Origin of the sequence: Pseudomonas vranovensis DSM 16006 (assembly GCF_000425805.1) — a bacterium.
Lineage (GTDB): Bacteria > Pseudomonadota > Gammaproteobacteria > Pseudomonadales > Pseudomonadaceae > Aquipseudomonas > Aquipseudomonas vranovensis.
The window spans coordinates 12,409-35,124 of record NZ_AUED01000003.1; the positions used below are offsets into that span (position 1 = coordinate 12,409).

At 61.3% G+C, this 22,716-nt stretch carries 22 protein-coding genes and 1 pseudogene; 15 read left to right on the forward strand and 8 right to left on the reverse strand.

Features of this window, described 5'->3' with window-relative positions:
• Nucleotide 1: 1 nt before the first annotated feature.
• The 7 genes and pseudogenes from H621_RS0107020 (at nucleotide 2) to H621_RS0107045 (ending at nucleotide 8,228) form a co-directional block, all read left to right on the forward strand.
• Nucleotides 2-2,191, forward strand: coding sequence for a DUF1631 domain-containing protein (locus H621_RS0107020; protein WP_028942694.1), 2,190 nt, complete (start codon nucleotides 2-4; stop codon nucleotides 2,189-2,191).
• A gap of 78 nt (nucleotides 2,192-2,269) precedes the next feature.
• Nucleotides 2,270-2,836 (forward strand): 1,6-anhydro-N-acetylmuramyl-L-alanine amidase AmpD, encoded by a 567-nt coding sequence (gene ampD / locus H621_RS0107025; protein ID WP_028942695.1) that lies wholly within the window; start codon nucleotides 2,270-2,272, stop codon nucleotides 2,834-2,836.
• Nucleotides 2,833-3,666, forward strand: coding sequence for a regulatory signaling modulator protein AmpE (ampE, locus tag H621_RS0107030; protein WP_028942696.1), 834 nt, complete (start codon nucleotides 2,833-2,835; stop codon nucleotides 3,664-3,666). Before ampD ends, ampE begins: the two co-directional genes overlap by 4 nt.
• Before the next feature lie 1,164 nt (nucleotides 3,667-4,830).
• Nucleotides 4,831-4,998: pseudogene (locus tag H621_RS29195) on the forward strand (HAMP domain-containing protein); the annotation flags it as partial.
• Between the two features lie 150 nt (nucleotides 4,999-5,148).
• The gene (locus H621_RS29200) at nucleotides 5,149-5,853 is read left to right on the forward strand and encodes a methyl-accepting chemotaxis protein (RefSeq protein ID WP_425337417.1); all 705 of its coding nucleotides are present in this window, start codon (nucleotides 5,149-5,151) and stop codon (nucleotides 5,851-5,853) included.
• Between the two features lie 167 nt (nucleotides 5,854-6,020).
• Nucleotides 6,021-7,220 (forward strand): enoyl-ACP reductase FabV, encoded by a 1,200-nt coding sequence (gene fabV, locus H621_RS0107040; protein ID WP_028942698.1) that lies wholly within the window; start codon nucleotides 6,021-6,023, stop codon nucleotides 7,218-7,220.
• A gap of 60 nt (nucleotides 7,221-7,280) precedes the next feature.
• Entirely contained in the window at nucleotides 7,281-8,228 is a 948-nt protein-coding gene (locus tag H621_RS0107045) for an alpha/beta hydrolase family protein (protein WP_028942699.1), read from the forward strand.
• Here H621_RS0107045 and H621_RS0107050 read toward each other — a convergent pair.
• Nucleotides 8,215-8,553 (reverse strand): HopJ type III effector protein, encoded by a 339-nt coding sequence (locus H621_RS0107050; protein ID WP_028942700.1) that lies wholly within the window; start codon nucleotides 8,551-8,553, stop codon nucleotides 8,215-8,217. The two genes, H621_RS0107045 and H621_RS0107050, sit on opposite strands and share 14 nt — an antisense overlap.
• 193 nt (nucleotides 8,554-8,746) lie before the next feature.
• On the opposite strand from H621_RS0107050, the gene H621_RS0107055 reads away from it, so the two are divergent.
• Nucleotides 8,747-12,250 carry an autotransporter outer membrane beta-barrel domain-containing protein gene (locus tag H621_RS0107055; RefSeq protein WP_156905603.1) on the forward strand — a complete coding sequence of 1,168 codons (3,504 nt, stop codon included), beginning with the start codon at nucleotides 8,747-8,749 and terminating at the stop codon, nucleotides 12,248-12,250.
• Between the two features lie 178 nt (nucleotides 12,251-12,428).
• Here the strand turns inward: H621_RS0107055 and H621_RS0107065 are convergent, their stop codons facing one another.
• Genes H621_RS0107065 through H621_RS0107075 form a run of 3 tightly spaced genes read right to left on the reverse strand, consistent with a single transcriptional unit; the run spans nucleotide 12,429 to nucleotide 14,073 of the window.
• Nucleotides 12,429-12,725 (reverse strand): DUF1244 domain-containing protein, encoded by a 297-nt coding sequence (locus tag H621_RS0107065; RefSeq protein WP_028942702.1) that lies wholly within the window; start codon nucleotides 12,723-12,725, stop codon nucleotides 12,429-12,431.
• 24 nt (nucleotides 12,726-12,749) lie between these two features.
• A complete protein-coding gene (gene folM, locus H621_RS0107070) occupies nucleotides 12,750-13,448 on the reverse strand; it encodes a dihydromonapterin reductase (protein WP_036989554.1) in 699 nt (232 codons plus the stop codon).
• 55 nt (nucleotides 13,449-13,503) lie between these two features.
• Nucleotides 13,504-14,073, reverse strand: a complete 570-nt coding sequence (locus H621_RS0107075) for a putative antibiotic biosynthesis monooxygenase (RefSeq protein WP_028942704.1) — start codon at nucleotides 14,071-14,073, stop codon at nucleotides 13,504-13,506.
• 226 nt (nucleotides 14,074-14,299) lie between these two features.
• On the opposite strand from H621_RS0107075, the gene H621_RS0107080 reads away from it, so the two are divergent.
• Entirely contained in the window at nucleotides 14,300-15,250 is a 951-nt protein-coding gene (locus H621_RS0107080; protein ID WP_028942705.1) for a MerR family transcriptional regulator, read from the forward strand.
• Here H621_RS0107080 and H621_RS0107085 read toward each other — a convergent pair.
• A complete protein-coding gene (locus H621_RS0107085) occupies nucleotides 15,235-15,852 on the reverse strand; it encodes a hypothetical protein (RefSeq protein ID WP_028942706.1) in 618 nt (205 codons plus the stop codon). The two genes, H621_RS0107080 and H621_RS0107085, sit on opposite strands and share 16 nt — an antisense overlap.
• 73 nt (nucleotides 15,853-15,925) lie before the next feature.
• Nucleotides 15,926-16,384: a PAS domain-containing protein gene (locus H621_RS0107090; protein ID WP_028942707.1), complete on the reverse strand. Its 459-nt coding sequence runs from the start codon at nucleotides 16,382-16,384 to the stop codon at nucleotides 15,926-15,928.
• A 140-nt stretch (nucleotides 16,385-16,524) separates the two neighbouring features.
• Between H621_RS0107090 and H621_RS0107095 the strand changes: the two genes are divergently transcribed.
• Nucleotides 16,525-16,980 carry a flavodoxin gene (locus H621_RS0107095; RefSeq protein ID WP_028942708.1) on the forward strand — a complete coding sequence of 152 codons (456 nt, stop codon included), beginning with the start codon at nucleotides 16,525-16,527 and terminating at the stop codon, nucleotides 16,978-16,980.
• On the opposite strand, the gene H621_RS0107100 is transcribed toward H621_RS0107095, so the two are convergent.
• Nucleotides 16,981-17,868 carry a LysR family transcriptional regulator gene (locus H621_RS0107100; RefSeq protein WP_028942709.1) on the reverse strand — a complete coding sequence of 296 codons (888 nt, stop codon included), beginning with the start codon at nucleotides 17,866-17,868 and terminating at the stop codon, nucleotides 16,981-16,983.
• Between the two features lie 97 nt (nucleotides 17,869-17,965).
• Here H621_RS0107100 and H621_RS0107105 point away from each other — a divergent pair, with 97 nt between their 5' ends.
• From H621_RS0107105 to H621_RS0107125, 5 genes are all read left to right on the forward strand, one after another.
• On the forward strand, nucleotides 17,966-18,352 hold the full coding sequence (locus H621_RS0107105) for a CidA/LrgA family protein (protein WP_028942710.1): 387 nt from the start codon (nucleotides 17,966-17,968) through the stop codon (nucleotides 18,350-18,352).
• On the forward strand, nucleotides 18,342-19,028 hold the full coding sequence (locus H621_RS0107110; protein WP_028942711.1) for an LrgB family protein: 687 nt from the start codon (nucleotides 18,342-18,344) through the stop codon (nucleotides 19,026-19,028). The genes H621_RS0107105 and H621_RS0107110 overlap by 11 nt, the downstream gene beginning before the upstream one ends.
• A 185-nt stretch (nucleotides 19,029-19,213) precedes the next feature.
• The gene (locus H621_RS0107115; RefSeq protein WP_028942712.1) at nucleotides 19,214-20,119 is read left to right on the forward strand and encodes an alpha/beta fold hydrolase; all 906 of its coding nucleotides are present in this window, start codon (nucleotides 19,214-19,216) and stop codon (nucleotides 20,117-20,119) included.
• Between the two features lie 129 nt (nucleotides 20,120-20,248).
• Nucleotides 20,249-21,157 (forward strand): SDR family oxidoreductase, encoded by a 909-nt coding sequence (locus H621_RS0107120; RefSeq protein ID WP_028942713.1) that lies wholly within the window; start codon nucleotides 20,249-20,251, stop codon nucleotides 21,155-21,157.
• A gap of 78 nt (nucleotides 21,158-21,235) precedes the next feature.
• Nucleotides 21,236-21,589: a hypothetical protein gene (locus H621_RS0107125; protein WP_028942714.1), complete on the forward strand. Its 354-nt coding sequence runs from the start codon at nucleotides 21,236-21,238 to the stop codon at nucleotides 21,587-21,589.
• 295 nt (nucleotides 21,590-21,884) lie between these two features.
• On the opposite strand, the gene H621_RS0107130 is transcribed toward H621_RS0107125, so the two are convergent.
• On the reverse strand, nucleotides 21,885-22,670 hold the full coding sequence (locus tag H621_RS0107130) for an IclR family transcriptional regulator (protein ID WP_028942715.1): 786 nt from the start codon (nucleotides 22,668-22,670) through the stop codon (nucleotides 21,885-21,887).
• Nucleotides 22,671-22,716 lie beyond the last annotated feature (46 nt).

Below are 22,716 nucleotides of genomic sequence, written 5' to 3' on the forward strand. Positions count from 1 at the left end.
GATGCACAAAGACGGCAAGGTGGTGCCAATCACGGCTTCCATCGAACAGGCGCATTCTGCGCCGCTTGCTCGTCTGCCCGTGGTACTCCTGCAAGTGCGTGACAAGGCAGCCCTGCAACTGCGCCAGGGCTTGCAGGCGTTGTTCGACAACGCCGATGACACCCTGTTCGAGATGGCCGACAAGGCTGCCAGCAACAGTGAGCAGAACTACCTGTTCGAAGCCATGCGCGACCTGCGCCTCAAGCGCAAGCATATCGAGCGCGGCTACCTTGACCGCTTCTACCAGGCATTCGCGCGCCTCGGCCAGACCGACCCGATGCCGTTGGCCACACCCTGTGGCGGCTATGACAAGCTGACGCTGGTGGCCAACGATGAACTGGAGCGAACGGTGGCCCTGGACGCCATGGTTGCGCGGGTGCTGGCCCGCGAAGGTTTTGCTCTCAACCAGTTGACCTTGCGTTTCTCCGCCCTGACCGGGCTGGCGCTGGATGACCGCAGCAATCCCCTGGGGCCGGCCATGCTCTGCGAGTATTTTCTCCAGGCCGGGCGCAACCTGGGGGTTGGCATCAAGGTCAAGCTGATCATCCTCAAGTTGTTCGAGCACTATGTACTGCAAGATGCCGATCAGTTGTATGGCGAGGCCAACCAGTTATTGGTGGCCACCGGCATTCTGCCTGAACTCAAGTCGGTGCCCCGCCGTCGGATCCAGGATCGCAGCGCCCCCAACCGCAGCGATCCGACCAACCACGCCGGTGACGAACGCCTGGGCGCCACCCTGGATGCCAACGAGCAAGCCGTGTTCAGTGCCTTGCAATCCTTGCTGGCGCGGGTGCGCGGTCGAGTCGCACCGCGGCTGGAGGCGGGTGGCACGGTGCAGCCGATCAGCACCCGCGACCTGCTGCGCTTGCTCTCGCACCTGCAGCACTATGTGCCGCCAACCTCGCAGGTCGATGATTTCGACCTGCACCATCAGCTTGAGCAGTTACTGACGCGGGTCAGCGTCAAGAGCGGTACCTACCGCAAGGTCGAAGGCGTGGATGAGGATGTGATCAACCTGATCGCCATGCTCTTCGAATTCATCCAGGCTGATCACAACCTGCCGCATTCGCTGCGGATGCTGATCGGTCGCCTGCAGATTCCCATGCTCAAGGTCGCCGTGCTCGACAAGCGCTTTTTCAGCCGCAGCAGTCACCCGGCCCGACGCCTGCTCAACGAGATCGCAAACGCGGCAATGGGCTGGGGCGCCGGTGACGACTGTCAGCGCGATGCCCTGTACCCGCGCGTGGAGAAGATCGTCCAGCGGTTGCTCAGTGACTTTGTCGACGACCCGGCGATTTTTTCCGACCTGCTGGCCGAGTTCCTCGCCTTCAACAGTGATGAGCGACGACGCAACGAGCTGCTCGAACAACGCACCCGTGATGCCGAAGAGGGTCGTGCCCGCGCCCAGCTGGCTCGCCAGCGGGTGCAGCAGGAACTCAACCGACGCCTGCTTGGCAAGACCCTGCCACGGGTGGTGGTGAGTTTGCTTGAAGAAGCCTGGAGCCAGGTGTTGCTGCTGGCCTGTCTGAAACATGGCGACAATTCGGCGCAGTGGGTGGGGGGGCTGGAGACCATGGACACCTTGATCTGGAGCGTCGAGCCGCATGACGAGGCAGATGCGGGCCCGCGCCTGCTGGAGGTTGTGCCCGGCTTGCTCAAGGCCTTGCGCGATGGCCTGGCCAGTGCTGCCTTCGATCCGTTTGCTACCCGTGAATTCTTCGCCCAACTTGAAGCCTTGCACGTTCAGGCGCTCGACGCTCCGTTCGCAAGCCATGCCCAAGCCTGCGAGCGGGTACTGGTACTCGACGAAATTGTTCTCGCCAGCCCGGAACATCCCGGGCCCGTGCATGGCCTGGTACACCTGGCGGATGATGATCCGGCCTTGCTGCAAGTGCAGCGATTGCGAATCGGCAACTGGGTCGAGTTGAGCGAAGAGGGGGACGTGCAGCGTTGCAAGCTGATCGCCCAGATCGCCAGCACCGACAGGTTCATCTTCGTCAATCGTACCGGCATGAAGGTGCGTGACTACTCGCGCATGGCGCTGGCGGTTGCCCTGGACCGTGGCGATGTGCGCTCGCTGGATGACACGCTGCTGTTTGATCGCGCGCTGGACTCGGTGCTCGGTAAACTGCGCCTGGCCCAGGCGCGCTAGTGCGAATGTGTTTTAACGATGCATCCCGCAACGCCTCGGGGCATACTGGGGCAGTGCTCTCGTGCCTCAGGATTTTCTATGCAACTGGACCGCGCTACAGGCTGGTTCGCCGGTGTCACCCATTGCCCCTCGCCGAACTTCAACGCCCGCCCCGAGGGTGAAGTCATTTCCCTGCTGGTGATTCACAACATCAGCCTGCCGCCTGCGCAGTTCGCCACCGGCAAGGTCCAGGCGTTCTTCCAGAACCGCCTGGACCCCAACGAGCATCCCTACTTCGATGGCATCAAGGACCTGCGAGTGTCGGCGCACTTCTTGATCGAGCGTGACGGCAAGGTCACTCAGTTTGTCTCCTGCCTGGACCGTGCCTGGCATGCCGGGGTCTCGTGCTTCGATGGGCGTGAGGGGTGCAACGACTTCTCCATCGGTATAGAGCTTGAAGGCACCGACGAGTTGCCCTTTACCGATGCCCAATACCAGGCGCTTGAACGGCTGACCCGGCAGATCCGGGCGGCCTGGCCCGCTATTGACGACCAGCGGATTCAAGGCCACAGCGACATTGCCCCGGGACGCAAGACCGACCCTGGCCAGGCATTCGACTGGCCGCGCTACCGTGCGGCCCTCAAGGATAACGAGGACAGATCATGACTTTTCTGGTGATGTTACTGGTGCTCTGGTTCGAGAAGTTCTCGGCCCTGCGCCAGCGACTGCAGCGTGATGGTTTCTTTCGCAGCGAACTGGCTCGCCTGGAGCGCAACGGCAAAAGCCACCCCTGGTGGGTATTGGCGATCCTGGTGCTGCTGCCGGTCGCGTTGCTGGCCCTGCTCACGCACGTACTTGAACCGGTGGCCTACGGGTTGCTGGCGCTGCCGGTGCATTTGCTGGTGCTGATCTACAGCCTGGGGCGTGGCGATGTGAAGGCTTCCCTGGGACCGTTTCGCGATGCCTGGCGGCGCGGTGACGAACAGGCGGCAGTGCATGTGGCCGAACGCGACCTGGGTGTGACCGGCGATAGCGCGCAATCCTTGCTCGAACGGGTCCAGGGGCATCTGTTGTGGCAGGCCTACCAGAGCTTTTTTGCGGTTATTTTCTGGTATGTGCTGCTGGGGCCCGCCGCTGCGCTGGCCTATCGCCTGCTGGCCCTGACAGCCGAACATGCCCGTCACCCGGCACTGCAGGAACGTGCCCAGCAATTGCGCCATGCCTTCGACTGGGCACCGGTGCGAGTGCTGGGCGTGAGCTTCGCCCTGGTGGGCAACTTTTTGGCCGTGAGTCGGGTGATGCTGCATGAACTGCTCAACTGGAACATCACCGCCGCTCGCTTGATTGCTACGGTAGGCCAAGTGGCGGGGGAGATGCCCGCCAGCGCGGCGGCAGGCCCCGAGGGCCTGGTCGGGCTGGACTCGCTGTGGGAGCTGCTGCTGCGCTCGGCGGTGCTCTGGTATGCCTGTTTTGCCCTGTGGACCGTACTGGGCTGAGGCATTGCGCGGGGCGGCCATTGGTCCGCCCCGCTGACGGTTTACCTTAAGTTACAAAACCCCCTTCCGATATACGTTATACAGGTGCCGGCGAAGACCATCGGTGGCCTAGTGCCACTGTGTGCGCAAAAACAATAAGAATCGGAGGGTACACCCTTGAAGAGCCTGTTGTATCCGGCCATCGCGCTGATGAATCGGCTGAGCTTCGGGATGAAGTTCAGCCTGATCAGTATTCTGTTTTTCCTGCCCATGCTGGTGACCAACTATTACCTGGTCCGTGACTCCTACCGACAGTTCCACGCCACCCAGGTCGAGCTGCAGAGCCTTGAGTTGCTAGGCAGCAGCCTGGCCTTGCGCGGCAACCTGGAAACCCTGGGCAACCTGGTGCAGATTAATGCGGTGCTCGGGCAGTCGGGCAAGGCCGAAAATGTCGAAACGCAGATCGCCAGTCTCGAACAACAGGTGATGAGCCGCTTATCAGGGCTTTCGGCCGTTATTGCCGACGAGGACCAGGCCCGGGATCTTCACGCCAGGCGCGACGAGATGCTTGCCCAGTTGAAGGCTGCCCAGGCGGAGTCGTCGCTGCAAAGCAAGGTCGCCATGCTGGACAAGTTGCTGGGCCAGGCCCAGGTGCTGAGCAAGATGATTGCCAGCCAGGCCGGGCTGAACCAGGACAGCGACTCTGCCATTCGCCAACTCAGCGAGCTGATGACCACGGTCACCCCGGAAGTGACCCAGGTGTTGGGCGAAGGTCGAGCCATGGGCGCGTACTCACTGGGGCAGGGCTTTCTCAATTCGGCGGTCAGTACCCGTTTTGAAGACTTGCTGCAGCGCCTGGATAAACTGGGCGCCGACTATGCCCTGAAACTCCAGGACGCCCTGGCCACCGAGCCCGGTGCCCATGCCAAGCTGAGCACCCTGGCCCAGCGCAGCCAGGCATCGCTCAAGCAAGCCGGCGAGTTGTTCGAGGAACAGGTAGTGGTTGCCGATACCCTGGATGCTCCTTGGCCGGCGTTCTACCAGCAAGTCAGCGACCTGATGGCACAGACCTACGCGTTGAACACGGCGACTGGCGAATTCCTCGACCAGTTATTGCAGCAGCGTCTGGCCGAGCACCGCCTGCACATGATCGTGCTGGTGTCGGCGCTGGCCGGCGTGTTCTTGATGATCGTCTACCTCTACGGCGGCTTTTATGCCTCGACCCGCCATACGCTCAAGTCCCTCGGTGCGGTGATGGACAAGGTGGCCGCGGGCGACATGACGGTTAATTTCCAGCCCAGCAGTCGCGACGAGCTGGGGGAGCTGGGGCAAGTGTTCAATGGCACCGTGCAGCGCATTCATGACTTGATCGAGCAGGTCGGCCACACCGTGGTTGAAGTCGAGCGCCAGGCTGAACAAGTGCATGCGGTGTCGGCGCGCAGTAACCAGGCGGTCAGCGGTCAGCGCGGGCAGATCGAGCAAGTGGCCACGGCCATGAACCAGATGTCGGCCACTGCCCAGGAAGTGGCGCGCAGCGCTGCAGCGGCGGTCAACAGCGCCCACAGCGTCAACCAGGAGACGGTCAGCGGGCGCGGCCTGGTGGAGTCTCAGCAGGGCAATATTGCCCGGCTGGCAGGGGAAATCGACCAGTCGGTGGCGGTCATCCACCAGTTGGCCGGTGACAGCCAGGCGATCAGCCGGGTGCTGGAAGTGATCAAGAGCATTGCCGAGCAGACCAACTTGCTGGCCCTCAATGCTGCCATCGAGGCAGCCCGGGCGGGAGAACAGGGACGTGGATTTGCGGTGGTGGCCGACGAGGTTCGCACCCTGGCCAAGCGTACCCAGCAGTCGACCGAGGAAATCGAGCAGATGATCTCGCGGCTGCACGGCGGCGTCGGTGCGGCGGTCAAGGCGATGGACGCCAGCCATCAGGTGGCGGCCGGTACGGTCGGGCAGTCGCAACAGGTGCAACAGGCGCTGGAGAACATACTCGCAGCGGTGGGCAGCATCGTCGACCAGAACCAGCAGATTGCCGCTGCGGTGGAACAACAGACGGCAGTGGCCCAGGACATCGACCAGAACATCGTCGAGATCAACCGGGCGGCGGAACACACCACCCAGGGGGCGCACCAGACCGAGGACGCCAGCCGCCAGTTGTCGGCCCAGGTGATGGAACTCAAGCGCTTGATCGGTGCATTCAGGGTCTGAGTGATGTTGCTGAACTTTTCCACGCTGTGACAAAGTAGCGCCCTGAGGGATTCCAGGGAGCCGGATGTGTCGGCAACGCCGCGGGTGTAGTCTCACCCTCACAGCAACGGAACCTCGAGTCCCCGCGATTCGGCTCCCTCAGCAAATTCACTGACGAGGTACAGACATTGGCCATCATCCATCCTAAAGTTCGCGGTTTTATCTGCACCACTACGCACCCGACCGGTTGCGAGCTAAATGTACGTGATCAGATCGAAGCCACCCGCAAGCAGGGCGTGCGCAAGGATGGTCCGAAGAAGGTCCTGGTCATCGGTGCATCCAGCGGCTACGGCCTGGCGGCCCGCATCACCGCAGCCTTCGGTTTTGGCGCCGATACCCTGGGCGTGTTTTTCGAGAAGCCGGGCACCGAGACCAAGCCAGGCACCGCCGGCTGGTACAATGCCGCCGCTTTCGACAAATTCGCCAAGGCCGAAGGCCTGTACAGCAAGTCGATCAACGGTGATGCCTTCTCCGATGAAGCTCGTGCCAAAGTGATCGAACTGATCAAGAACGAAATGGGCGGCCAGGTCGACCTGGTGGTCTACTCGCTGGCATCGCCTGTGCGCAAGCTGCCGCAAACCGGTGAGCTGGTGCGTTCGGCCTTGAAGCCAATCGGCCAGCCGTACAAGTCGACTGCTATCGACACCAACAAAGACACCATCATCGAAGCATCCATCGAGCCTGCCACCGAGCAGGAAATCGCCGATACCGTGACCGTGATGGGCGGCCAGGACTGGCAGCTGTGGATCGACGCCCTGGACACTGCCGGCGTGTTGGCACCCCAGGCGCGCACCGTGGCCTTCAGCTACATCGGTACCGAAATCACCTGGCCGATCTACTGGCATGGCGCCCTGGGCAAGGCCAAGCAAGACCTGGACGAAACCGCCAAGCGCCTGAACAGCAAGGTCGGTGGTGGCGCCAACGTCGCTGTGCTCAAGTCGGTGGTGACCCAGGCCAGCTCGGCCATCCCGGTGATGCCGCTGTACCTGTCGATGGTCTTCAAGATCATGAAGGAGAAGGGTGTTCACGAAGGCACCATCGAGCAACTGGACCGCTTGTTCCGCGACCGTCTGTACCGTGCCGATGGCGCGCCGGCGGCGCTGGACGAAGAGGGCCGCCTGCGTCTGGACGACTGGGAGCTGCGCGATGACGTGCAGGACGCCTGCAAGGCCCTGTGGCCAACCGTGACCACCGAAAACCTGTTCACGGCGACCGACTACAAGGATTACAAGCGCGAGTTCCTCAAACTGTTCGGTTTCGAGCGCCCGGATGTGGACTACGACGCCGATGTCGCCACCGACGTGAAGTTCGACTGCATCGACCTGTAAGGTCATCTTCATCGCCGCCCCTGCCTGAGCCGGGGCGGCGTTTTGCTTGAGGTTCGTGAAATGAGCAGCCTCGAAAGTTTTCCACCCCTGCCTGTCTCCCGCAACACCGCACACGCCTTTCGCGAACGTGCTGCCGATGGCTACACCCTCGGTGGTTTCAGTTGGCGCCACGCCGTACCGGACCGCAATCGCCCGGTGGTGATCATCAACGCGGCCACCTCCGTGCGCTGCAGCTACTACGCCCGTTTTGCCCAATACCTGTTCAGCCATGGTTTCGATGTCATGACTTATGACTATCGCGGCATCGGCGAGTCGCGCCCGGCTGCCATGCGGCACTTCAAGGCCAGTTGGACCGATTGGGGGGCTCTGGATTTCGAAGCCATGCTGCAACGCGCCGCCCGCGAGTTTCCGGGGCAACCGATCGATGTGGTCGGACATAGTTTTGGGGGGTGTGCGGCGGGGCTGGCGGCGTCGGCCGATCGCTTGCGCAGGTTGGTCACGGTCGGTGCGCAATTTGCCTACTGGCGTGATTACGCCCAGGACAGCCGCTGGCAGCTGTTCGGCAAGTGGCATGTGGTGATGCCGTTGCTGACACGGGTGTTCGGCTATTTTCCCGGCAAGCGCCTGGGTTGGCTGGAAGACACCCCGGCCGGGGTGGTGAAGGACTGGAGCACGATGACGCCAGCCTATGAGCGCCGTCCCAGTGGCAGGGCGCATGGGCAGTTGCCATTTGCCAGGGTCAGGGCGCAAACGCTGGCCATCAGCCTGACCGACGATCCGTTCGGCACCATGGCGGCCATCGAGCGGCTACTGGGGTATTTCGAGTCCAGCACACGAAGCCATTTGCGCATCGCCCCTGCAGACATCGACGAAACGCAGATCGGCCACTTCGCTTTTTTCCACAAACGCTTTGAAGCCAGGCTTTGGCCAATTGCCCTGCAGTGGCTGCAGCAGGGGCAACTGGCCGACGATACGCCAGGCCGCGTGGTGACGCTTAGCGTGCCTTGAGTGGCTGGGCGTCGAACTTCACCCCGGCCAGTCCGTGCTGGATCAGCGCGCGGATGTTGGCGTGATCGCTGCCCTCAGGCGTTGCCAGCACCGAGCGGTAGTGCTCGCCGAACGCCAGTAACGCTTCCTGATCGCTCAGGCCTTCAAGCACGGCCAGGCCCAAGGTCTTGCAGGAGCCTTCGTTCTGTCCGGCGGCGTTTTCGACACCACCGTTGTTGAAGGCCTGTGGCTGGTAGTCGTAGTGCGCAGCGATGAATGCCAGGGTGTCGGCGAAGAGATGCTCGCCGCTGTTCAGGCGTTGGCGCAGGGTGTCGAGATCAATCATTCTTTTACAGCTCCTTGTTAACCAATATTAGCGTTGTTCATAGCTAATGGTGAGTGCCTACGAGTAATTGCTATTTACTTTTTTATGTCGTTTCAAGTTGCCGGCGTCTTTCGAAGTTTTCCGGTTTAAATTCGCCCTACCTGCATTTCAAAAATCGCGGTGGCTACATTCAGTTCTGCTTTAATAAAACCAGGTGCAACGTTTTATTTTTGCAGAGGCCAGCATCATGGTAAATGTCATTTGCCTAGGCGGTGCCAGGGCCGGCAAAATCACCCGGGTGACGTTTTTAAACTCGACCCGAAAAGCCCAAGAGGGGGCGGGTATTATGCTGCCGTCAGGGAGCAAACTCGCCTGGTTAGCAACTATCGCGTTGGCTATATATTGCTCATCTGTTGGTGCCGCTGAGTATAACGTCTCTGATGAAGCGCAGTTGCGGCAGGCTATCATTGACGCCAACAACGATGGCGATCCGGAATCAACTATCACACTTACTGCGAATATCATTGTCAGCGATCCATCTTTCTTGCAGCAGGTCAATAAGGCCTTGCTTATCGATAGTGGGATTTTCCAGCTGGGCACGGCGAGCGCGGGCTCAAATCCAGGCGTAAATCTAACCCTGTCCGGCGGACCACTGCGCTTTAGCGGCAACATTTCGATTGGCGCCGCAGGACCGACCAACAATAGCAATGCGGGTGGCAGCTTTGTCCATTCGAATGGCAGTGTCACGAATCTGGGTTCGATCCAAGGCGGTGCTGGTGGCAATACCAGTACGGCCACTAATGCGGGTCGCGGCGGTGTGGGCATGAACCTGACGAACACAGTACTCGTCAATTCCTCCACCGGCACCATCGTCGGCGGCGCCGGCGGTTCTAACAACGCTAACAGCACTACGTCAAATTCCACACGCCGCGGTGGGGCAGGGGATGCAGGCATCCGAATATCGAGCGGTGTGCTGGACAATCAGGGATCGATCCGAGGGGGGCGAGGTGGTAGCGTCATCAATATCGGAACAGGAAACGGTGCTGATAACAAATTCGGTGGCGCAGGAGGGGCTGGCGCCATCTTGCTGGAGGGCACTCATAGCAATAGTGGCTTGATCACGGGGGGCATGGGCGGGGCGGGGCGTAATCTTGGTTTCAACGGTAGCGGAGGAGGCGGTGCTGGATTGGAGCTGCGCAACGGAGCGGTACTTACCAACGCCCCAAGCGGCACGATTGTCGGTGCAAACGGCCACCCCGGCGTCGAAGGCGCCCCCACCGTTGGAGGCATTGCTGGAGCGGGTGCATCGGTAGTTGGCAGTACGCTGGTGAATCTGGGGGTCATCAGCGGAGGGAGTGCCGACCCGGCTGTTACTAGTGGGGGGCAGGCGGGGCGGGGCGTTACAGGCAATACCATATACCTCGTCAATGCAGGCTCCATTAATGCCGGTATGGGACTCAGCGGCGCGCCCGGTGTTGCTGTCCAGTTCGACAGTGGTATCAACACCCTCGAACTTCGCTCGGGCTTCAGTTTCAATGGCTCTGTTATCGCAAATGGCTCCGATAGATTCGCCTTGGGCGGTGCAGGCAACGGTACGTTCAACGTTTTTGATATCGGACCCACTCAGGTGTTCCAAGGGTTCGAGACCTTCACGAAAATAGGCGCTTCCACATGGATACTGACGGGGGCAACAAGCCAGCTCACCTCATGGTCCATCCAGGAAGGAGTACTTCAGATTTCGTCCGACCAGAGCCTTGGTGACCCGGCCGCAGGTCTGTCGTTCGATGGCGCCGGTTTAGGCACGCTTCAGGCTACCAGCGATATCTCCATGGCGCGCGCCGTCGTACTCGATGCGAACGGCACCTTGCTGACTGAACCGGGCACAACATTGACCATGACGGGTGTGCTTGCCGGGCCAGGCCGTCTCACCAAGGATGGGGATGGCAGCCTCCTGCTGTCGGCGGCGAATAATTACAGCGGCGGTACGGCATTAAAAGCGGGTCAAATCATAGTAGGCCACAACACGGCATTGGGCAGCGGACCCTTGGCTATGGATGAGGGCACTACGTTGGGATTTTCGGTCGGCGATTTGAACGTGGCGAATGCCATCGAACTCACCGGAACCACCGATCCGGTTATCGATACCGGTAGTTTCACTGAAACATTGTCCGGTGCAATCACCGGCAGCGGAACACTGACTAAGCAGGGCGATGGCACGCTGTTACTGGCTGGGGCCAATACCTACTCCGGCGCGACCCAATTGACAGCAGGGACCTTGCTCGCTGCGGGGCCAAATACCTTCAGTGCCGCCTCGGTGCATGCGGTTGCCTCGGGCACAGTACTCGATACAGGCGGCTTCGATCAGCAGGTCGCCGGGTTGAGTAATAGCGGCCGAGTCAGCCTGGTCGGCAGCAGTGGCAGTAGCACGCTGACGGTCGCCGGCCCCTATATCGGTAACGACGGTGTATTGGCATTGAGCACTAGCGTGGCAGGCGGTACCAGCGTGAGCGATCGGATGGTCTTGGATGGGCCGGTCAATGCGAGCGGTCACACCACGATCGAGATCACCGATATAGGTGGGCTCGGTGCCTTGACCAGCGGCAACGGCATTGAGGTCATCGGCGCGATCAATGGAACCACCACCACCGCCCAGAGCACAAAGGACGCGTTCAGCCTCTCGGGTGAGCATGTGGATGCGGGAGCTTTTGAGTACCACTTGTTCGCTGCCAATGCCGATGGCACAGGGGAAAGCTGGTATTTGCGTTCGAGTTTGCCAGCTACACCGGTTGTGCCGACCATACCACCGACACCGACACCGACACCGACACCGACACCGACACCGACACCGACACCGACACCGATAGGAGACGATGAAGGGAACATAGTGGATGACCAGCCGATTTACCGAAGTGAAGTGCCGCTTCTGGTCGCCCTGCCGTCGCAGGTCAGGCAGGTAGATCTGGCTATGGTGGGTAACCTGCATCGGCGAATGGGTGATGAAGTACCCTCAGGTAGCCGCTCGACCATGCGTGTCAGCGATGACGCAGTTGACCTGCGCGAATCCTGGATACGGGCTGTGTATACCGATATGAACCTTTCGCAATCCGGCCCTGGCCAGGCCCAGAGCGACGGGCATGTGGCTGGCCTGCAAGTGGGCACCGATCTCTGGGCCAATGCCAATTGGCACACCGGTATCTATGTTGGTTACCTGGGGGGTGATATCGACGTCTCCGGGGATGCCAGCGCGCGCAACGGACGTGTCGGCAGCAATGACCTGAGCTCTAACTACCTGGGGGCGTACGCGACCTGGCGGGACAATCAGGGATGGTACGTCGACAGCGTGCTGCAGAGCGGTCGTCATCATTACGATATCAATCCTGACACTAGCCCCAGCCAGTCGGGCAAGGCGACAAGCTATGTCGCGTCGGTGGAAACGGGCAAGGCTTATCCGCTCAATGATCAATGGGTCATCGAGCCACAGGTTCAGCTGATCTTTCAGCACAGCGATTTTGACGACGAGACGCTGTCCGGTGCCCGGGTTGAACAAGATGCCGGCAATGGCTGGATCGGCCGTGTGGGGGTGCGGATAAAAGGTGATGTGATCGTCGACAAAGTTGGACACGTGCAACCCTATGCTCGCCTCAACGTCTACCGTGCCCACCTCGATGATGATGAAGCTACATTCGTCGGGCCCGGCGGGTCGGCACACCTCGGGTGAAGTGGCTGCGGGCGGTACCGTGGCGCTGACTTCCAGCATGGACCTCTACGGTGAGGTCGGCCATATGTGGGACATCAGCGGCGATACCCGCGTGGAGGCTGATGTACAAGCTTCGCTCGGGTTGAAAGTGCGCTGGTAAGTGCGAACCTCATCGCCTATGAGGTTCGCCCGCTAGCGCCTATTCCTTGGGCGTTCCTTTGGCGAATGCCGCCTGTTGCTCGGCGCTGGCTTCTTTCTGGTATTGGGCTTTCCATTCGGCATACGGCATGCCGTAGACCACTTCGCGGGCCTCATCCATGCTCAGGTCGATCTGACGCTCGTCGGCGGCGGCCTTGTACCACTTGGACAGGCAGTTGCGGCAGAAGCCGGAGAGGTTCATCAGGTCGATGTTCTGCACATCCTTGCGGCTGTCCAGGTGGGCAACCAGCCGGCGGAAGGCGGCGGCTTCGAGTTCAAGCTTTTGTTGATCGTTCATGGTCGTTCTCGTGACAAGGGCAATTCAGTCTGTTGCGATGCGGTTCTTCAGGTGGCGACCACCGTTGATCACCACGTTGCTGCCGGTGCTGTACTGGCTGTCGAGCAGGAAACGCACTGCCTCGATCAGCGGCTGGGCGCCGGGTTCGAATTCCAGCAGGGCCTTTTTCAGCGTTTGTCGGCGGTAGGCCTCGTCGCTGTTCTCCTTGAGGATCAACAGCCCGGGCAGGATCGCGTTGACCCTCACCACCGGTGCGTATTTCTCGGCAAACGACAGCACCATGTTCTGCAACGCGGCCTTGGTGGCGGCATAGCCGATGTGGCTCTTGCTGCCGCGCGAGGAGGTCTCGTCGCAGATGTGGATGATGTCGGCCTTGTCCAGCTTCAGCAGTTGCTCGCCCAGCGCCAGGTTCAGGTGATAGGGCGCCTCGACGTGCAGCTTGAACATGGTGTTGAGGTTGGCCAGGTCGTCGTCGAGCCACAACGAGGCGTTGTGGATGATCGCCCGCAGGCCATCGTAGTTGCTCTTCAGGTGATCGATCAGGGCCAGGCGGTCCTGTTCCAGGCACAGGTCGGCCTGGAACTGGATGATGTTGGGGTGGGCCGCTTCGGGGCTTTTGCTGCGGCTGGCGCTGACCACGGTATGGCCGGCCTGCGCCAGGTTCAGGGCCAGCGCCAGCCCGACTCGCTGGCTGGCTCCGGTGACAAGAATTGGGCTTTTCATGGTGGGGGCGGTCAACTTTTACTGGTTCGCTTGGATAACCCCCAGCATACCCGAACTAGGCTGGATTGCGCGCGCCCTGCGGCCTGGCACTGCGGGCCGGGGCATTGAGCCAGTTGGCCAGCAGACGGGTCGACAACGGAATGAACAGGTACACCATCAAAGGCGTCAGGCCCAGGGTGCTGAGCAAGATGCGCGGCACCAGGTCCAGGGCGCCGAGCCAGTGGCCGAACAGCACGTTGAACAGCAGTGAGACCGGGAAGAACGCCAGCCAGATCGCTACGGCCTGTTTCCAGCGCGGCGGGCGCTGCACCGGATGGGTGCCAAACCAGCCGTCCAGGCCGCTGGCGCGCAGTTCCTGGGGTTGTTCGAACAGGCCGTTGCCGCGGGTCAGCCAGGCCTTGCGCGAGGCGGAGTGTTCCCACGCCTGCATGGTCTGCTCGTTGGTGAAGCGGAAGATGATCTGGAACTCGTCGCCCTGCGGGGGCGGCGCCAGTACGCCGGAGCCCAGGTAACCGGTAAAGTCGGTGGCCAGTTGTTCGCCTTCGTGCAGCCAGGCCATCAGGTCCTGGTAGCGGCCTTGGGCAACGCGGCGCGTCACCATCAGGGTTACGGGTGGGGTAGACATCGTGTATCTCCTGGCAACTGGGCGTGGCGGGTGGCCTGCCCATGAAATGCCGCCTGGGGTGGTAGGCGACATCTGGCTGCATGCAAAAAACGGGCGCGGATTATTGCCGAAATAATCTGACCCGTCAGTGCTGGCAGACAAACCGTACCGGCCTAAATGCCAATGGTCGTGTTTCCGCCCCCGGAGTAGAATGCCCGTCGGCCCCTGAATCGTGGTTTTCCCGGCAATGATCGAACCTGCCCAGCCTTCGTTGAACCCCGGCGATCTCGACCACGAGGAGCTGTTCCCGATCCGTGAAGTGTCGCGCCTGACGGGCATCAATCCGGTGACCTTGCGGGCCTGGGAGCGCCGTTATGGGCTGATCCAGCCCACACGCACCGAAAGTGGGCACCGCTTGTACTCTCAGGCCGATATTGACGAGGTGCGCACTATCCTCGGCTGGATCGAACGGGGTGTGGCAGTCAGCAAAGTCGGCAAGATCCTTGCTCGCAGTCACAGCCTCAAGGCCCAGGCTGAGCCACTGCACAATCCTGCGTCCCAGAATGACTTCAAGCAATGGCAGCTACAGCTGCGCCAGGCCGTGCGCGCTTTCGATGAGCAGCGTCTGGGGCAGGTCTATGGCCAGGTATTCAGCGGTTATCCCCTGCTGGTGGCATTCCAGGAGATCCTCATGCCGGTTTGGCAGGCGCTGCGCAGCACCCGCGAAGCCTTCGGCCAGACCAGCGAGTGGCTGTTCCTTGATGGTTTTTTGCGGGGGCGAGTGCTGCAGCGCTTGCAACTGGCCGAAGAGCAGCAGGAGGTGCGGGTTGTGCTGGCGGCCATCCCCGATCATTGCCGGGAACTGGAACTGCTGGTGGCAGCCCTGCTGCTGGGCAGCAGCGAAATTGCCGTGACGGTGTTGAGCCTGGGGCAACCGCTGGAGGAGTTGGCGTTGGTCTGCGAGCACATGGCGCCTCATGCCCTGGTGTTGTTCTCCAACCGCCCGCCGGCGCCGGACATGCCCAAGCGCCTGGCGCGCCTGGCCCTGACACTGGAGTGCCCGTTGTTACTGGCGGGGGAGGCAGCGGACCTGGCCCAGGACAGTCTGGTCGGTTCGCAAGTAGCGTGTCTTGGCAGCGAGGCGCGCCTGATGCGCCGCCGGTTGCAGCAATACCTGGACGGTCACCTGGACAGTTGAGGGTGAAGCTCTGGATGGGCCTGACGATGGGCCTGGAGGATGTACTCGCGAAGCCGTTCGATTTCCTGCGGTTGGCTGGGGCTCAGGTTATAGGCCGCCAGGCTGTCGCCGGTGCGCCGTTGCAGCACACCCTGCAACGCAATCGGCGGGCAGTGGGCGGGCGTGAACCAGAGATTGAAGGAATTCGGCGGCTCGGGTTGATCACGAATTTCGATCAGAACACCCTTGAATGAAATTTCCCGTACCCACAGGCCAGCGCTGAGGCCCAGCTCATCTTCCAGCGCGACCGGTTCATCAAGCGTCAACCGCCATGGCCGGACCATGGGGCCTTCTTCATAGATGTTCGGCGCACCCAACTGAAGGTGCAGGGAATGGAACTCGTCTTCGACCAGTTGCAGGGGGAAGGTCATTTGCTGGTTGTCGAACTGCGCCTGCAAGGTGACTTGTTCCTGGGCAATGAGCCGGGTCAGCAGGTCTTTGATCTCGCTGCCGCCATTGACCAGCAGGCGCGACGCCGGCTCAGCCATCGAGGGCTGCGACGTGTGCTGCATGGACCTGATGAAATCCAGCTCATCCTGAGTCAGGAGGGCATCTGCTTGCATGATCGAACTCGAAAATGTCAGTCGTGAATGCATTTCTTCACCGGGATTGACAGCCAAACGGTGGTTTAGTTTTTTACCGTTGGTCGCTTTCCAGTTCGGCAATGCGTGCTCGTGCCTGTGAAAGCTCACGTTCCAGTTCAATCACCCGCTGTTCGGCCTCGACCTGGCGGCTGACATCCTTCTGGATGCCAATGAAGTACTTGAGCTGGTCGGCTTCGTTATACACCGGGGTAATCGACAGCTCATTCCAGAAGGCGCTGCCGTCCTTGCGGTAGTTACGCAGAATTTCCCGGCACGGCTGGCCGCTCTTGATGGCCTCGCGGATTAGGCTGCGAGGGGCCTGGTCGCGGTCGTCGTTCTGCAGGAAGCGGCAGTCGCGGTAGAGGATGTCGTTGGCGTCGTAGCCGGTCAGGCGCTCGAACGCCGGATTCACGTAGATCAGGATAGTGTCGTGGTCGCCTTCCTGTTCGGCGACCACGATGCCATCGTTTGAGGCGTCAATCATGCGTTGCAGCAGTTTGGCATTGATCATCGAAAGATTCGCAAGGTCATTGGAGCGGGCACGGCGGCTGATTCTAGTTTATTGGTGCGGGGCTCACACCTGGAGAGTGAGGCCTTTTGCCAGTGTCGGATGTTAGTATCCTACGCTTTTACTCAGTTTCGGAATCCACTATGAAAGTCGCCATCCTTTCCGGTTCGGTCTACGGCACGGCCGAAGAAGTCGCACGGCATGCCGAATCCCTGCTCAAGGCCGCAGGTTTCGAGGCCTGGCATGCAGCCCGTGCCACCTTGCAAGACCTCCAGGGCTATGCCCCGGACGCCTTTCTGGCCGTGACTTCGACCACCGGCATGGGCGAGTTGCCCGATAACCTCATGCCGCTGTTCAGCGAAATTCGCGATGTGCTGCCTGCCGCCTGGCGCGGCCTGCCCGGTGCGGTGATCGGCCTGGGTGATTCGAGCTACGGCGATACCTTCTGTGGCGGTGGCGAACAGATGTGCGAGCTGTTCGCCGAACTGGGCGTCAATGAAGTGCAGCCGATGCTGCGCCTGGATGCCAGCGAAACCGTGACGCCTGAAACCGATGCCGAGCCCTGGCTGGCCGAGCTCGTCACCAAGCTGCGCGGCTGATCACGATGGCTGCGGTTGCTCGCGCAGCAGCTGCAGCCAGGCCTGGGCCGCGCGCGACAGGTAGGCGCCCTGGCGCCAGATGAAGGCGATGTCCCAGCGCAGGTCGGTGGGCTCGCTCAACGCCAGGCGAACCACGCCGGGGCGTTCCAGCCCCCTTGCCACCACGCTGGGCAGCAACACCACGCCCTGGCCGGCCGCCACCAGTGCGGCGAGAAAATCGGCCTGGCCGCTGCGTCCTCCCTCCTTGGGAGTAAACCCCAGTTGCTGACATGCACTGAGCAAACGGTCGTTGAGCACGAAACTGCGCTGGTACAGCAGAAACGGCGTGTCGGCCAGTTGCGCCAGGCTGACACGTCCGGCGTTGGCCAGGGGATGGTCGACAGGCAACAGCGCATCGAGCGGTTCGTTGCAGAACGGCTGATAGGCAAAGGCCGGGTCATTGGGAGTGAGGCTGCCTCCCAACTCCAGTTCGCCGCTTTGTACCGCCTGTTCGACGCTGCGGCTGCCGCCTTCTAGCAGATGAATGGTGATGTTCGGGTAACGCCGACGGTATTCGGCAAACAACCCGGCAAACAGCGCATCGCTGCCCAGCAGCGGCAGGCCAAGGCGCAGTTCGCCGCGGCCCAGCTGGCTCAGGTCGTCGAGTTCGCTCTGCAACTCCTGGCGCAGGCGCAGCATGGCTTCGCCGCGCTCGAGGACAATCCTGCCGGCAGCTGTCAGGTGCAGGTGTGAACCCTGGCGTTCGAGCAGCGGCGTACCCAGGTCCTGCTCCAGTTGGGCGACTTGCTTGCTGACCGCCGACTGGCTGATATGCAGGGTGTGGGCCGCCTGTGTGAAGCCACCGCGGTGGACCACTTCGATAAAACTGCGCAGTTGTTTGAATTCCATGATCGCAATTCCATTGTGGAATGGAGGCAAGTCTAACAATTCGCTTTTGGCGTGTGGGGCAGGCTTTTAGAATGAAGGCCTGAAGAGGTCCCCTGCGATGAAACCCGCGTCTATCAAACGATTCCTGCGCTTGCTCGCCGAGCTTGCGATCTTCCTTGGCCTTTATCTGTTCGGTGGCCAGCTGGCGGTCTGGCTGGGTTGGCCGATCCCGGGTGGGGTCATGGGCCTGGCCTTGCTGTTGCTGCTGTTTGCCCTGGGCTGGTTGAAGCCTGCCTCGCTGCAATTGGGCGCGGGCCTGCTGATGGCCGAGATGCTGCTGTTCTTCATTCCCGCGCTGATGAGCCTGCTCGACTATGGCAGCCTGATGCGTGACGAAGGCTGGCGAATCCTGCTGGTGATCGGCGTCAGTACCTTGATGGTCATGGTCATGACGGCGGTGACGGTGGAATGGGTGTGCCGCTGGAGGATGCGCCATGACGCTTGAGCCGATGCCACTGTTCTGGCTGGCCCTGACCTTGCTCGCCTACCTGGGCAGCCGCTGGTTGTACCGGCGAACCGGGCGCTACCTGCTGTCTCCGCTAATTCTGGTGCCCGCGCTGCTGTTGTCGGTCGCGGTGCCCTTGCACACGGCCTATGCCGAATACTCGCGCAATACCCATTGGCTGATGTCGGTGCTGGGCCCGGTGACGGTGGCCTTTGCCGTGCCGATCTGGCAGCAACGCAAATTGCTGGCCCGGCACTGGCCGGCGTTATCGCTGGGCATGCTGGTGGGTAGTGCGGCGTCGATCAGCAGTTCCTGGGGGTTGGCGCACCTGCTGGCGTTGGACCATTCGGTGAGCTTGTCGTTGCTGCCGCGCTCGATCACCACACCTTTTGCCATGCCCCTGGCCCGTGACCTGGGCGGGGTTCCGGAGCTGACGGCCGTGTTCGTGATGTTCACCGGGGTGCTTGGGGCCCTGTTCGGCGGGGTGCTGCTCAAATTCCTGCCACTGCGCACGGCATTGGCCCGTGGTGCGCTGTTCGGGGTGGGTGCCCATGGCGCTGGCGTCAGTCGCGCTCATGAGGTGGGCGGTGAAGAAGGCTCTGTCGCGGGGCTGGTGATGGTCCTTACTGGATTGCTCAACCTGTTTGCCGCGCCACTGCTCACGGTACTGTTGTGACGCGCCTCTCTATTTGCGCGGCTGACTCACAGGGTCAATAAGCTGGCTGCCAATGCAACTTTCCTCCGGATCGGTACTCGCTAGACTGGATCCAATAGAGCACACGAATGTGCCGAGGTGATTGCAATGATCGCAGCCGCTGCCTTGCTCAACACTCCGCTCCACTACCAACCGGGACTGCACTGATGCCTTTGGCCGAGATTCCATTGTGCGTCTGGCGTACCCGGGGCCTGAGTTTTTCGTTCCGGGGCCAGGACATTCGATACTGGACGGCAGGGCAAGGTGATCCCCTGCTGCTTATCCACGGATTTCCCACCGCGAGCTGGGATTGGCACTACCTGTGGGCGCCACTGGCCCAGCGCTTTCGGGTCATTGCCTGCGACATGCTCGGTTTTGGTGACTCGGCAAAGCCGCTGCATCACCCCTACAGCCTTATGGAACAGGCCGATCTGCAGCAGGCGTTGCTCAGCCATCTGCAGATCGATCAGCCGGTACATTTGCTGGCCCATGACTATGGCGCCAGTGTTTCCCAGGAGCTGTTGGCGCGTCGCCACGAGGGGCGGGCGAAGGTCGCCAGTTGCGTGTTCCTCAATGGTGGCCTGTTCCCCGAGCGGCACCGGGCATTGCTGATCCAGAAATTGCTGCTCAGCCGCTTGGGGTGGCTGGTAGGGCGTTCGTTTGGCCGCGATGACCTGGTGCGCCATGTTTCCCAGATCTACGGGCCCTGCACTCGCCCCAGTGAAAGCGCACTGGACGACTACTGGAGCCTGATTGCCACGAATCGCGGTACGCGGATCCTGCACAAGCTGGTGGCCTATGTACCGGAGCGCTCGACCTACCGCGAGCGCTGGGTCGGGGCCCTGATGAGCCAACAGGTGCCGCTGCGCTTTATCAATGGCGCCGTCGATCCTGTTTCCGGGGCACACATGCTTGAGCGCTACAAGGAGTTGGTGCCCAATCCCGATAGCGTGTCGCTGCATGGCATCGGCCATTATCCCCATACCGAAGCACCGGTACAGGTGCTGCGCCATTATCTTGATTTTCGTGAACAGCCACTGGCGTACCTTCCCCAGAAGGTCGCCTGGTCCTGATGGACCAGGTGCAACCCCATCATCGTCTGACCTTATCGCCTGCCATTCACCCCGCGCCCGCTTCGTTGTATGCGGGCCGGTGCTGATCGACACTCGGGCATCCCTTGCCGAATTCCTGGAGTGTTGAGCATGAACGATTCGCTGCGCCTGGACGATAAAGTGGTCATTGTCACTGGGGCCGGTGGTGGCCTGGGGCAGGCACATGCCTTGCTGTTTGCCCGTCATGGCGCCCGGGTGGTGGTCAACGACCTGGGCGGCTCGACCCATGGTGAAGGGGCCAGCACCTCAGCTGCCGACCGGGTAGTGGCGCAGATTCGCGAGGCCGGTGGCACAGCGGTGGCCAACCATGACTCGGTCAGCGACGGTCAGCGGATCGTCGAGCAAGCGCTGGATACCTTCGGGCGGGTCGATGTGCTGGTCAACAATGCCGGCATCCTGCGCGACAAGACATTCCACAAGATGGAAGACAGCGACTGGGAGCAGGTTTACCAGGTGCATGTCGCAGGCGCCTATAAGGTTACCCGTGCTGCCTGGCCGCACCTGCGCGAGCAGAACGCAGGACGGGTGATTTTCACCTCATCGACCTCGGGCATCTACGGCAACTTCGGCCAGGCCAACTACGGCATGGCCAAGCTTGGCCTGTACGGCTTGACCCGGACCCTGGCCATCGAAGGGCGCAAGCACGGCATCCTGGTCAATGCCATTGCCCCTACCGGCGGCACACGCATGACCGAAGGGCTGTTGCCGCCCCAAGTGTTCGAGCAGCTCAAGCCAGAACTGGTCAGCCCATTGGTGGTGTATCTGGGAAGCGAGCAGTGCCAGGACAGCGGCGGCCTGTATGAAGTGGGTGGAGGCTGGGTCGGCAAGGTGCGTTGGGAACGCAGCCTGGGCGTGGGATTCAACCCCCATGAAGGCTTTTCAGCGGAGGATGTGGCTGCCAACTGGGAACGCATCAGTGATTTTGCCGACGCGGTACATCCCCGTGACAGCTTGGAGGCCTTGCAACAGATGATGGCCAACTTGCAGAAGTATCAATAGGCACGATCACCTGTGGTTGTGGTCGCCGGATGAAGTTGCCTATGCTGGACGGCCACGTTCGTTACAGGAGTACAGGGGATGTACGAGTCCAAAAGCGACGCCGTCATTTCGCCCCGCCAGTTTCGCTGGCGCCTGATCTGGCATGCCCTGGCGGCCTGCCTGTTGCTGATCGGCTCGATCTTGTTCGGGGTGGTGGGGCACCTGTACTTCGAGCCGCACATCCCTCTGCATGACGCCATCTTCAACGCCACCTTGCTGCTGGGTGGGGTGGGGCCGGTGATCTTGCCGGAGAGTATCGGTGGCAAGCTGTTCTTTGCCGGTTACGGTCTGTACGTAGGGCTGGTGTTCGTTGCCAGTATCGGCCTGATCCTGGCGCCCATCGCTCACCGGTTACTGCACCGCTTTCATTTCGACGACAGCGATGACGACTGACTGCTCGGCATAAAAAAGGCCGCTACAAACGTAGCGGCCAAGTAAGACGCAGATCAAGGAGCTTCAAAATCAACGTCGGTGAACCTGCTGCCGGAAGAGCGGGGTGTACACGCCTCGAATGTCCGGCCTAGAGGGCTTTCTGCTGCAGCGTCGTCCTCGTGCAAACAGAATAAGTCGCTGACCCTCAAGGAAAAATAGCGGTTGCTGACATTCACTGTTACACGCTTGGCAACAGTGTCGTGCCGCTCACGTTATCCCAGGCACCTGTTAATGACTGTGATCCTTTGTAATGAGTTCACGGGGTTTCTTCGTAGCCCATGCGCCAGCTGATTTGCCTGGCTGCTGCCAGCAATTGCTGTGCGGCCGGGCCTTGCTCGTCGGCATGAAAGATCGAGGTCGGGCCAACCACGGTGAGCACTGCGGCAATCTTGCCGACTGCATTGAACACGGGAGCCGAGAGTGCATCGACACCCGGCATCAACAAACCGTGGACATGGTGCAGGCCCCGTTCACGAATGCTGGCGAACAACGCCTCGTATTCGCTGGCGTTGTGGCCGAGGGCAGACAGCTCCTGATCACGCAACTCGATGGTTTCGCGCTCCGGCAGGTAGGCGCCGAACACCAGTCCGGTGGATGAACTGAGCAGCGGCAGCACCGAGCCGATCTGGGTTACCACGGTCACTGCGCGTACAGCAGGCTCGATATTCACCACGGTGGCACCCTGGTTACCCCAAACCGCGATAAAGCAGCTTTCGTTCAAGTCGTCGCGCAGTTGCGACAGTGGCATCGCCGCGACCTTCAGCACATCCATCCCACCCAGGGCTGCAAGCCCAACGCGAAGGGCTTCGCGGCCCAGGCCGTAGTGGTTGGTGGCCGGGTTCTGTTCGGCAAAGCCACTGGCGATCAAGGCCTGCAGGTAGCGATGGACCTTGCTGGCCGGCATGTCGACATGCTCGGCCAAGCGTGAAAGGGAGGTGGAAGGCGACAACTGGGCCAGGGCCTTGAGAATGTCGGTGCCGACTTCGGCCGAGCGTACCTTCTGTTTGCCGGCGCTGTCGGCGGGGGAGCTGGCTTTGGCCATGGTGCATTCGATCCGGGTTGTCCAGGTGGGCGTCTTTATAGCTTGA

Excerpts from the sequence above, each read along its gene's own strand:
- H621_RS0107115 (WP_028942712.1), top strand. The coding sequence starts at position 19,214 with ATGCCTTTGGCCGAGATTCCATTGTGCGTCTGGCGTACCCGGGGCCTG.
- H621_RS0107065 (WP_028942702.1), bottom strand. The coding sequence starts at position 12,725 with ATGAACGATCAACAAAAGCTTGAACTCGAAGCCGCCGCCTTCCGCCGG.
- H621_RS0107085 (WP_028942706.1), bottom strand. The coding sequence starts at position 15,852 with ATGCAAGCAGATGCCCTCCTGACTCAGGATGAGCTGGATTTCATCAGG.
- H621_RS0107080 (WP_028942705.1), top strand. The coding sequence starts at position 14,300 with ATGATCGAACCTGCCCAGCCTTCGTTGAACCCCGGCGATCTCGACCAC.
- H621_RS0107125 (WP_028942714.1), top strand. The coding sequence starts at position 21,236 with ATGTACGAGTCCAAAAGCGACGCCGTCATTTCGCCCCGCCAGTTTCGC.
- H621_RS0107095 (WP_028942708.1), top strand. The coding sequence starts at position 16,525 with ATGAAAGTCGCCATCCTTTCCGGTTCGGTCTACGGCACGGCCGAAGAA.
- H621_RS0107090 (WP_028942707.1), bottom strand. The coding sequence starts at position 16,384 with ATGATCAATGCCAAACTGCTGCAACGCATGATTGACGCCTCAAACGAT.
- H621_RS0107075 (WP_028942704.1), bottom strand. The coding sequence starts at position 14,073 with ATGTCTACCCCACCCGTAACCCTGATGGTGACGCGCCGCGTTGCCCAA.
- ampE (WP_028942696.1), top strand. The coding sequence starts at position 2,833 with ATGACTTTTCTGGTGATGTTACTGGTGCTCTGGTTCGAGAAGTTCTCG.
- H621_RS0107100 (WP_028942709.1), bottom strand. The coding sequence starts at position 17,868 with ATGGAATTCAAACAACTGCGCAGTTTTATCGAAGTGGTCCACCGCGGT.
- H621_RS0107120 (WP_028942713.1), top strand. The coding sequence starts at position 20,249 with ATGAACGATTCGCTGCGCCTGGACGATAAAGTGGTCATTGTCACTGGG.
- H621_RS0107045 (WP_028942699.1), top strand. The coding sequence starts at position 7,281 with ATGAGCAGCCTCGAAAGTTTTCCACCCCTGCCTGTCTCCCGCAACACC.
- H621_RS0107105 (WP_028942710.1), top strand. The coding sequence starts at position 17,966 with ATGAAACCCGCGTCTATCAAACGATTCCTGCGCTTGCTCGCCGAGCTT.
- H621_RS0107130 (WP_028942715.1), bottom strand. The coding sequence starts at position 22,670 with ATGGCCAAAGCCAGCTCCCCCGCCGACAGCGCCGGCAAACAGAAGGTA.
- ampD (WP_028942695.1), top strand. The coding sequence starts at position 2,270 with ATGCAACTGGACCGCGCTACAGGCTGGTTCGCCGGTGTCACCCATTGC.
- H621_RS29200 (WP_425337417.1), top strand. The coding sequence starts at position 5,149 with ATGTCGGCCACTGCCCAGGAAGTGGCGCGCAGCGCTGCAGCGGCGGTC.
- H621_RS0107020 (WP_028942694.1), top strand. The coding sequence starts at position 2 with ATGCACAAAGACGGCAAGGTGGTGCCAATCACGGCTTCCATCGAACAG.
- H621_RS0107050 (WP_028942700.1), bottom strand. The coding sequence starts at position 8,553 with ATGATTGATCTCGACACCCTGCGCCAACGCCTGAACAGCGGCGAGCAT.
- H621_RS0107110 (WP_028942711.1), top strand. The coding sequence starts at position 18,342 with ATGACGCTTGAGCCGATGCCACTGTTCTGGCTGGCCCTGACCTTGCTC.
- folM (WP_036989554.1), bottom strand. The coding sequence starts at position 13,448 with ATGAAAAGCCCAATTCTTGTCACCGGAGCCAGCCAGCGAGTCGGGCTG.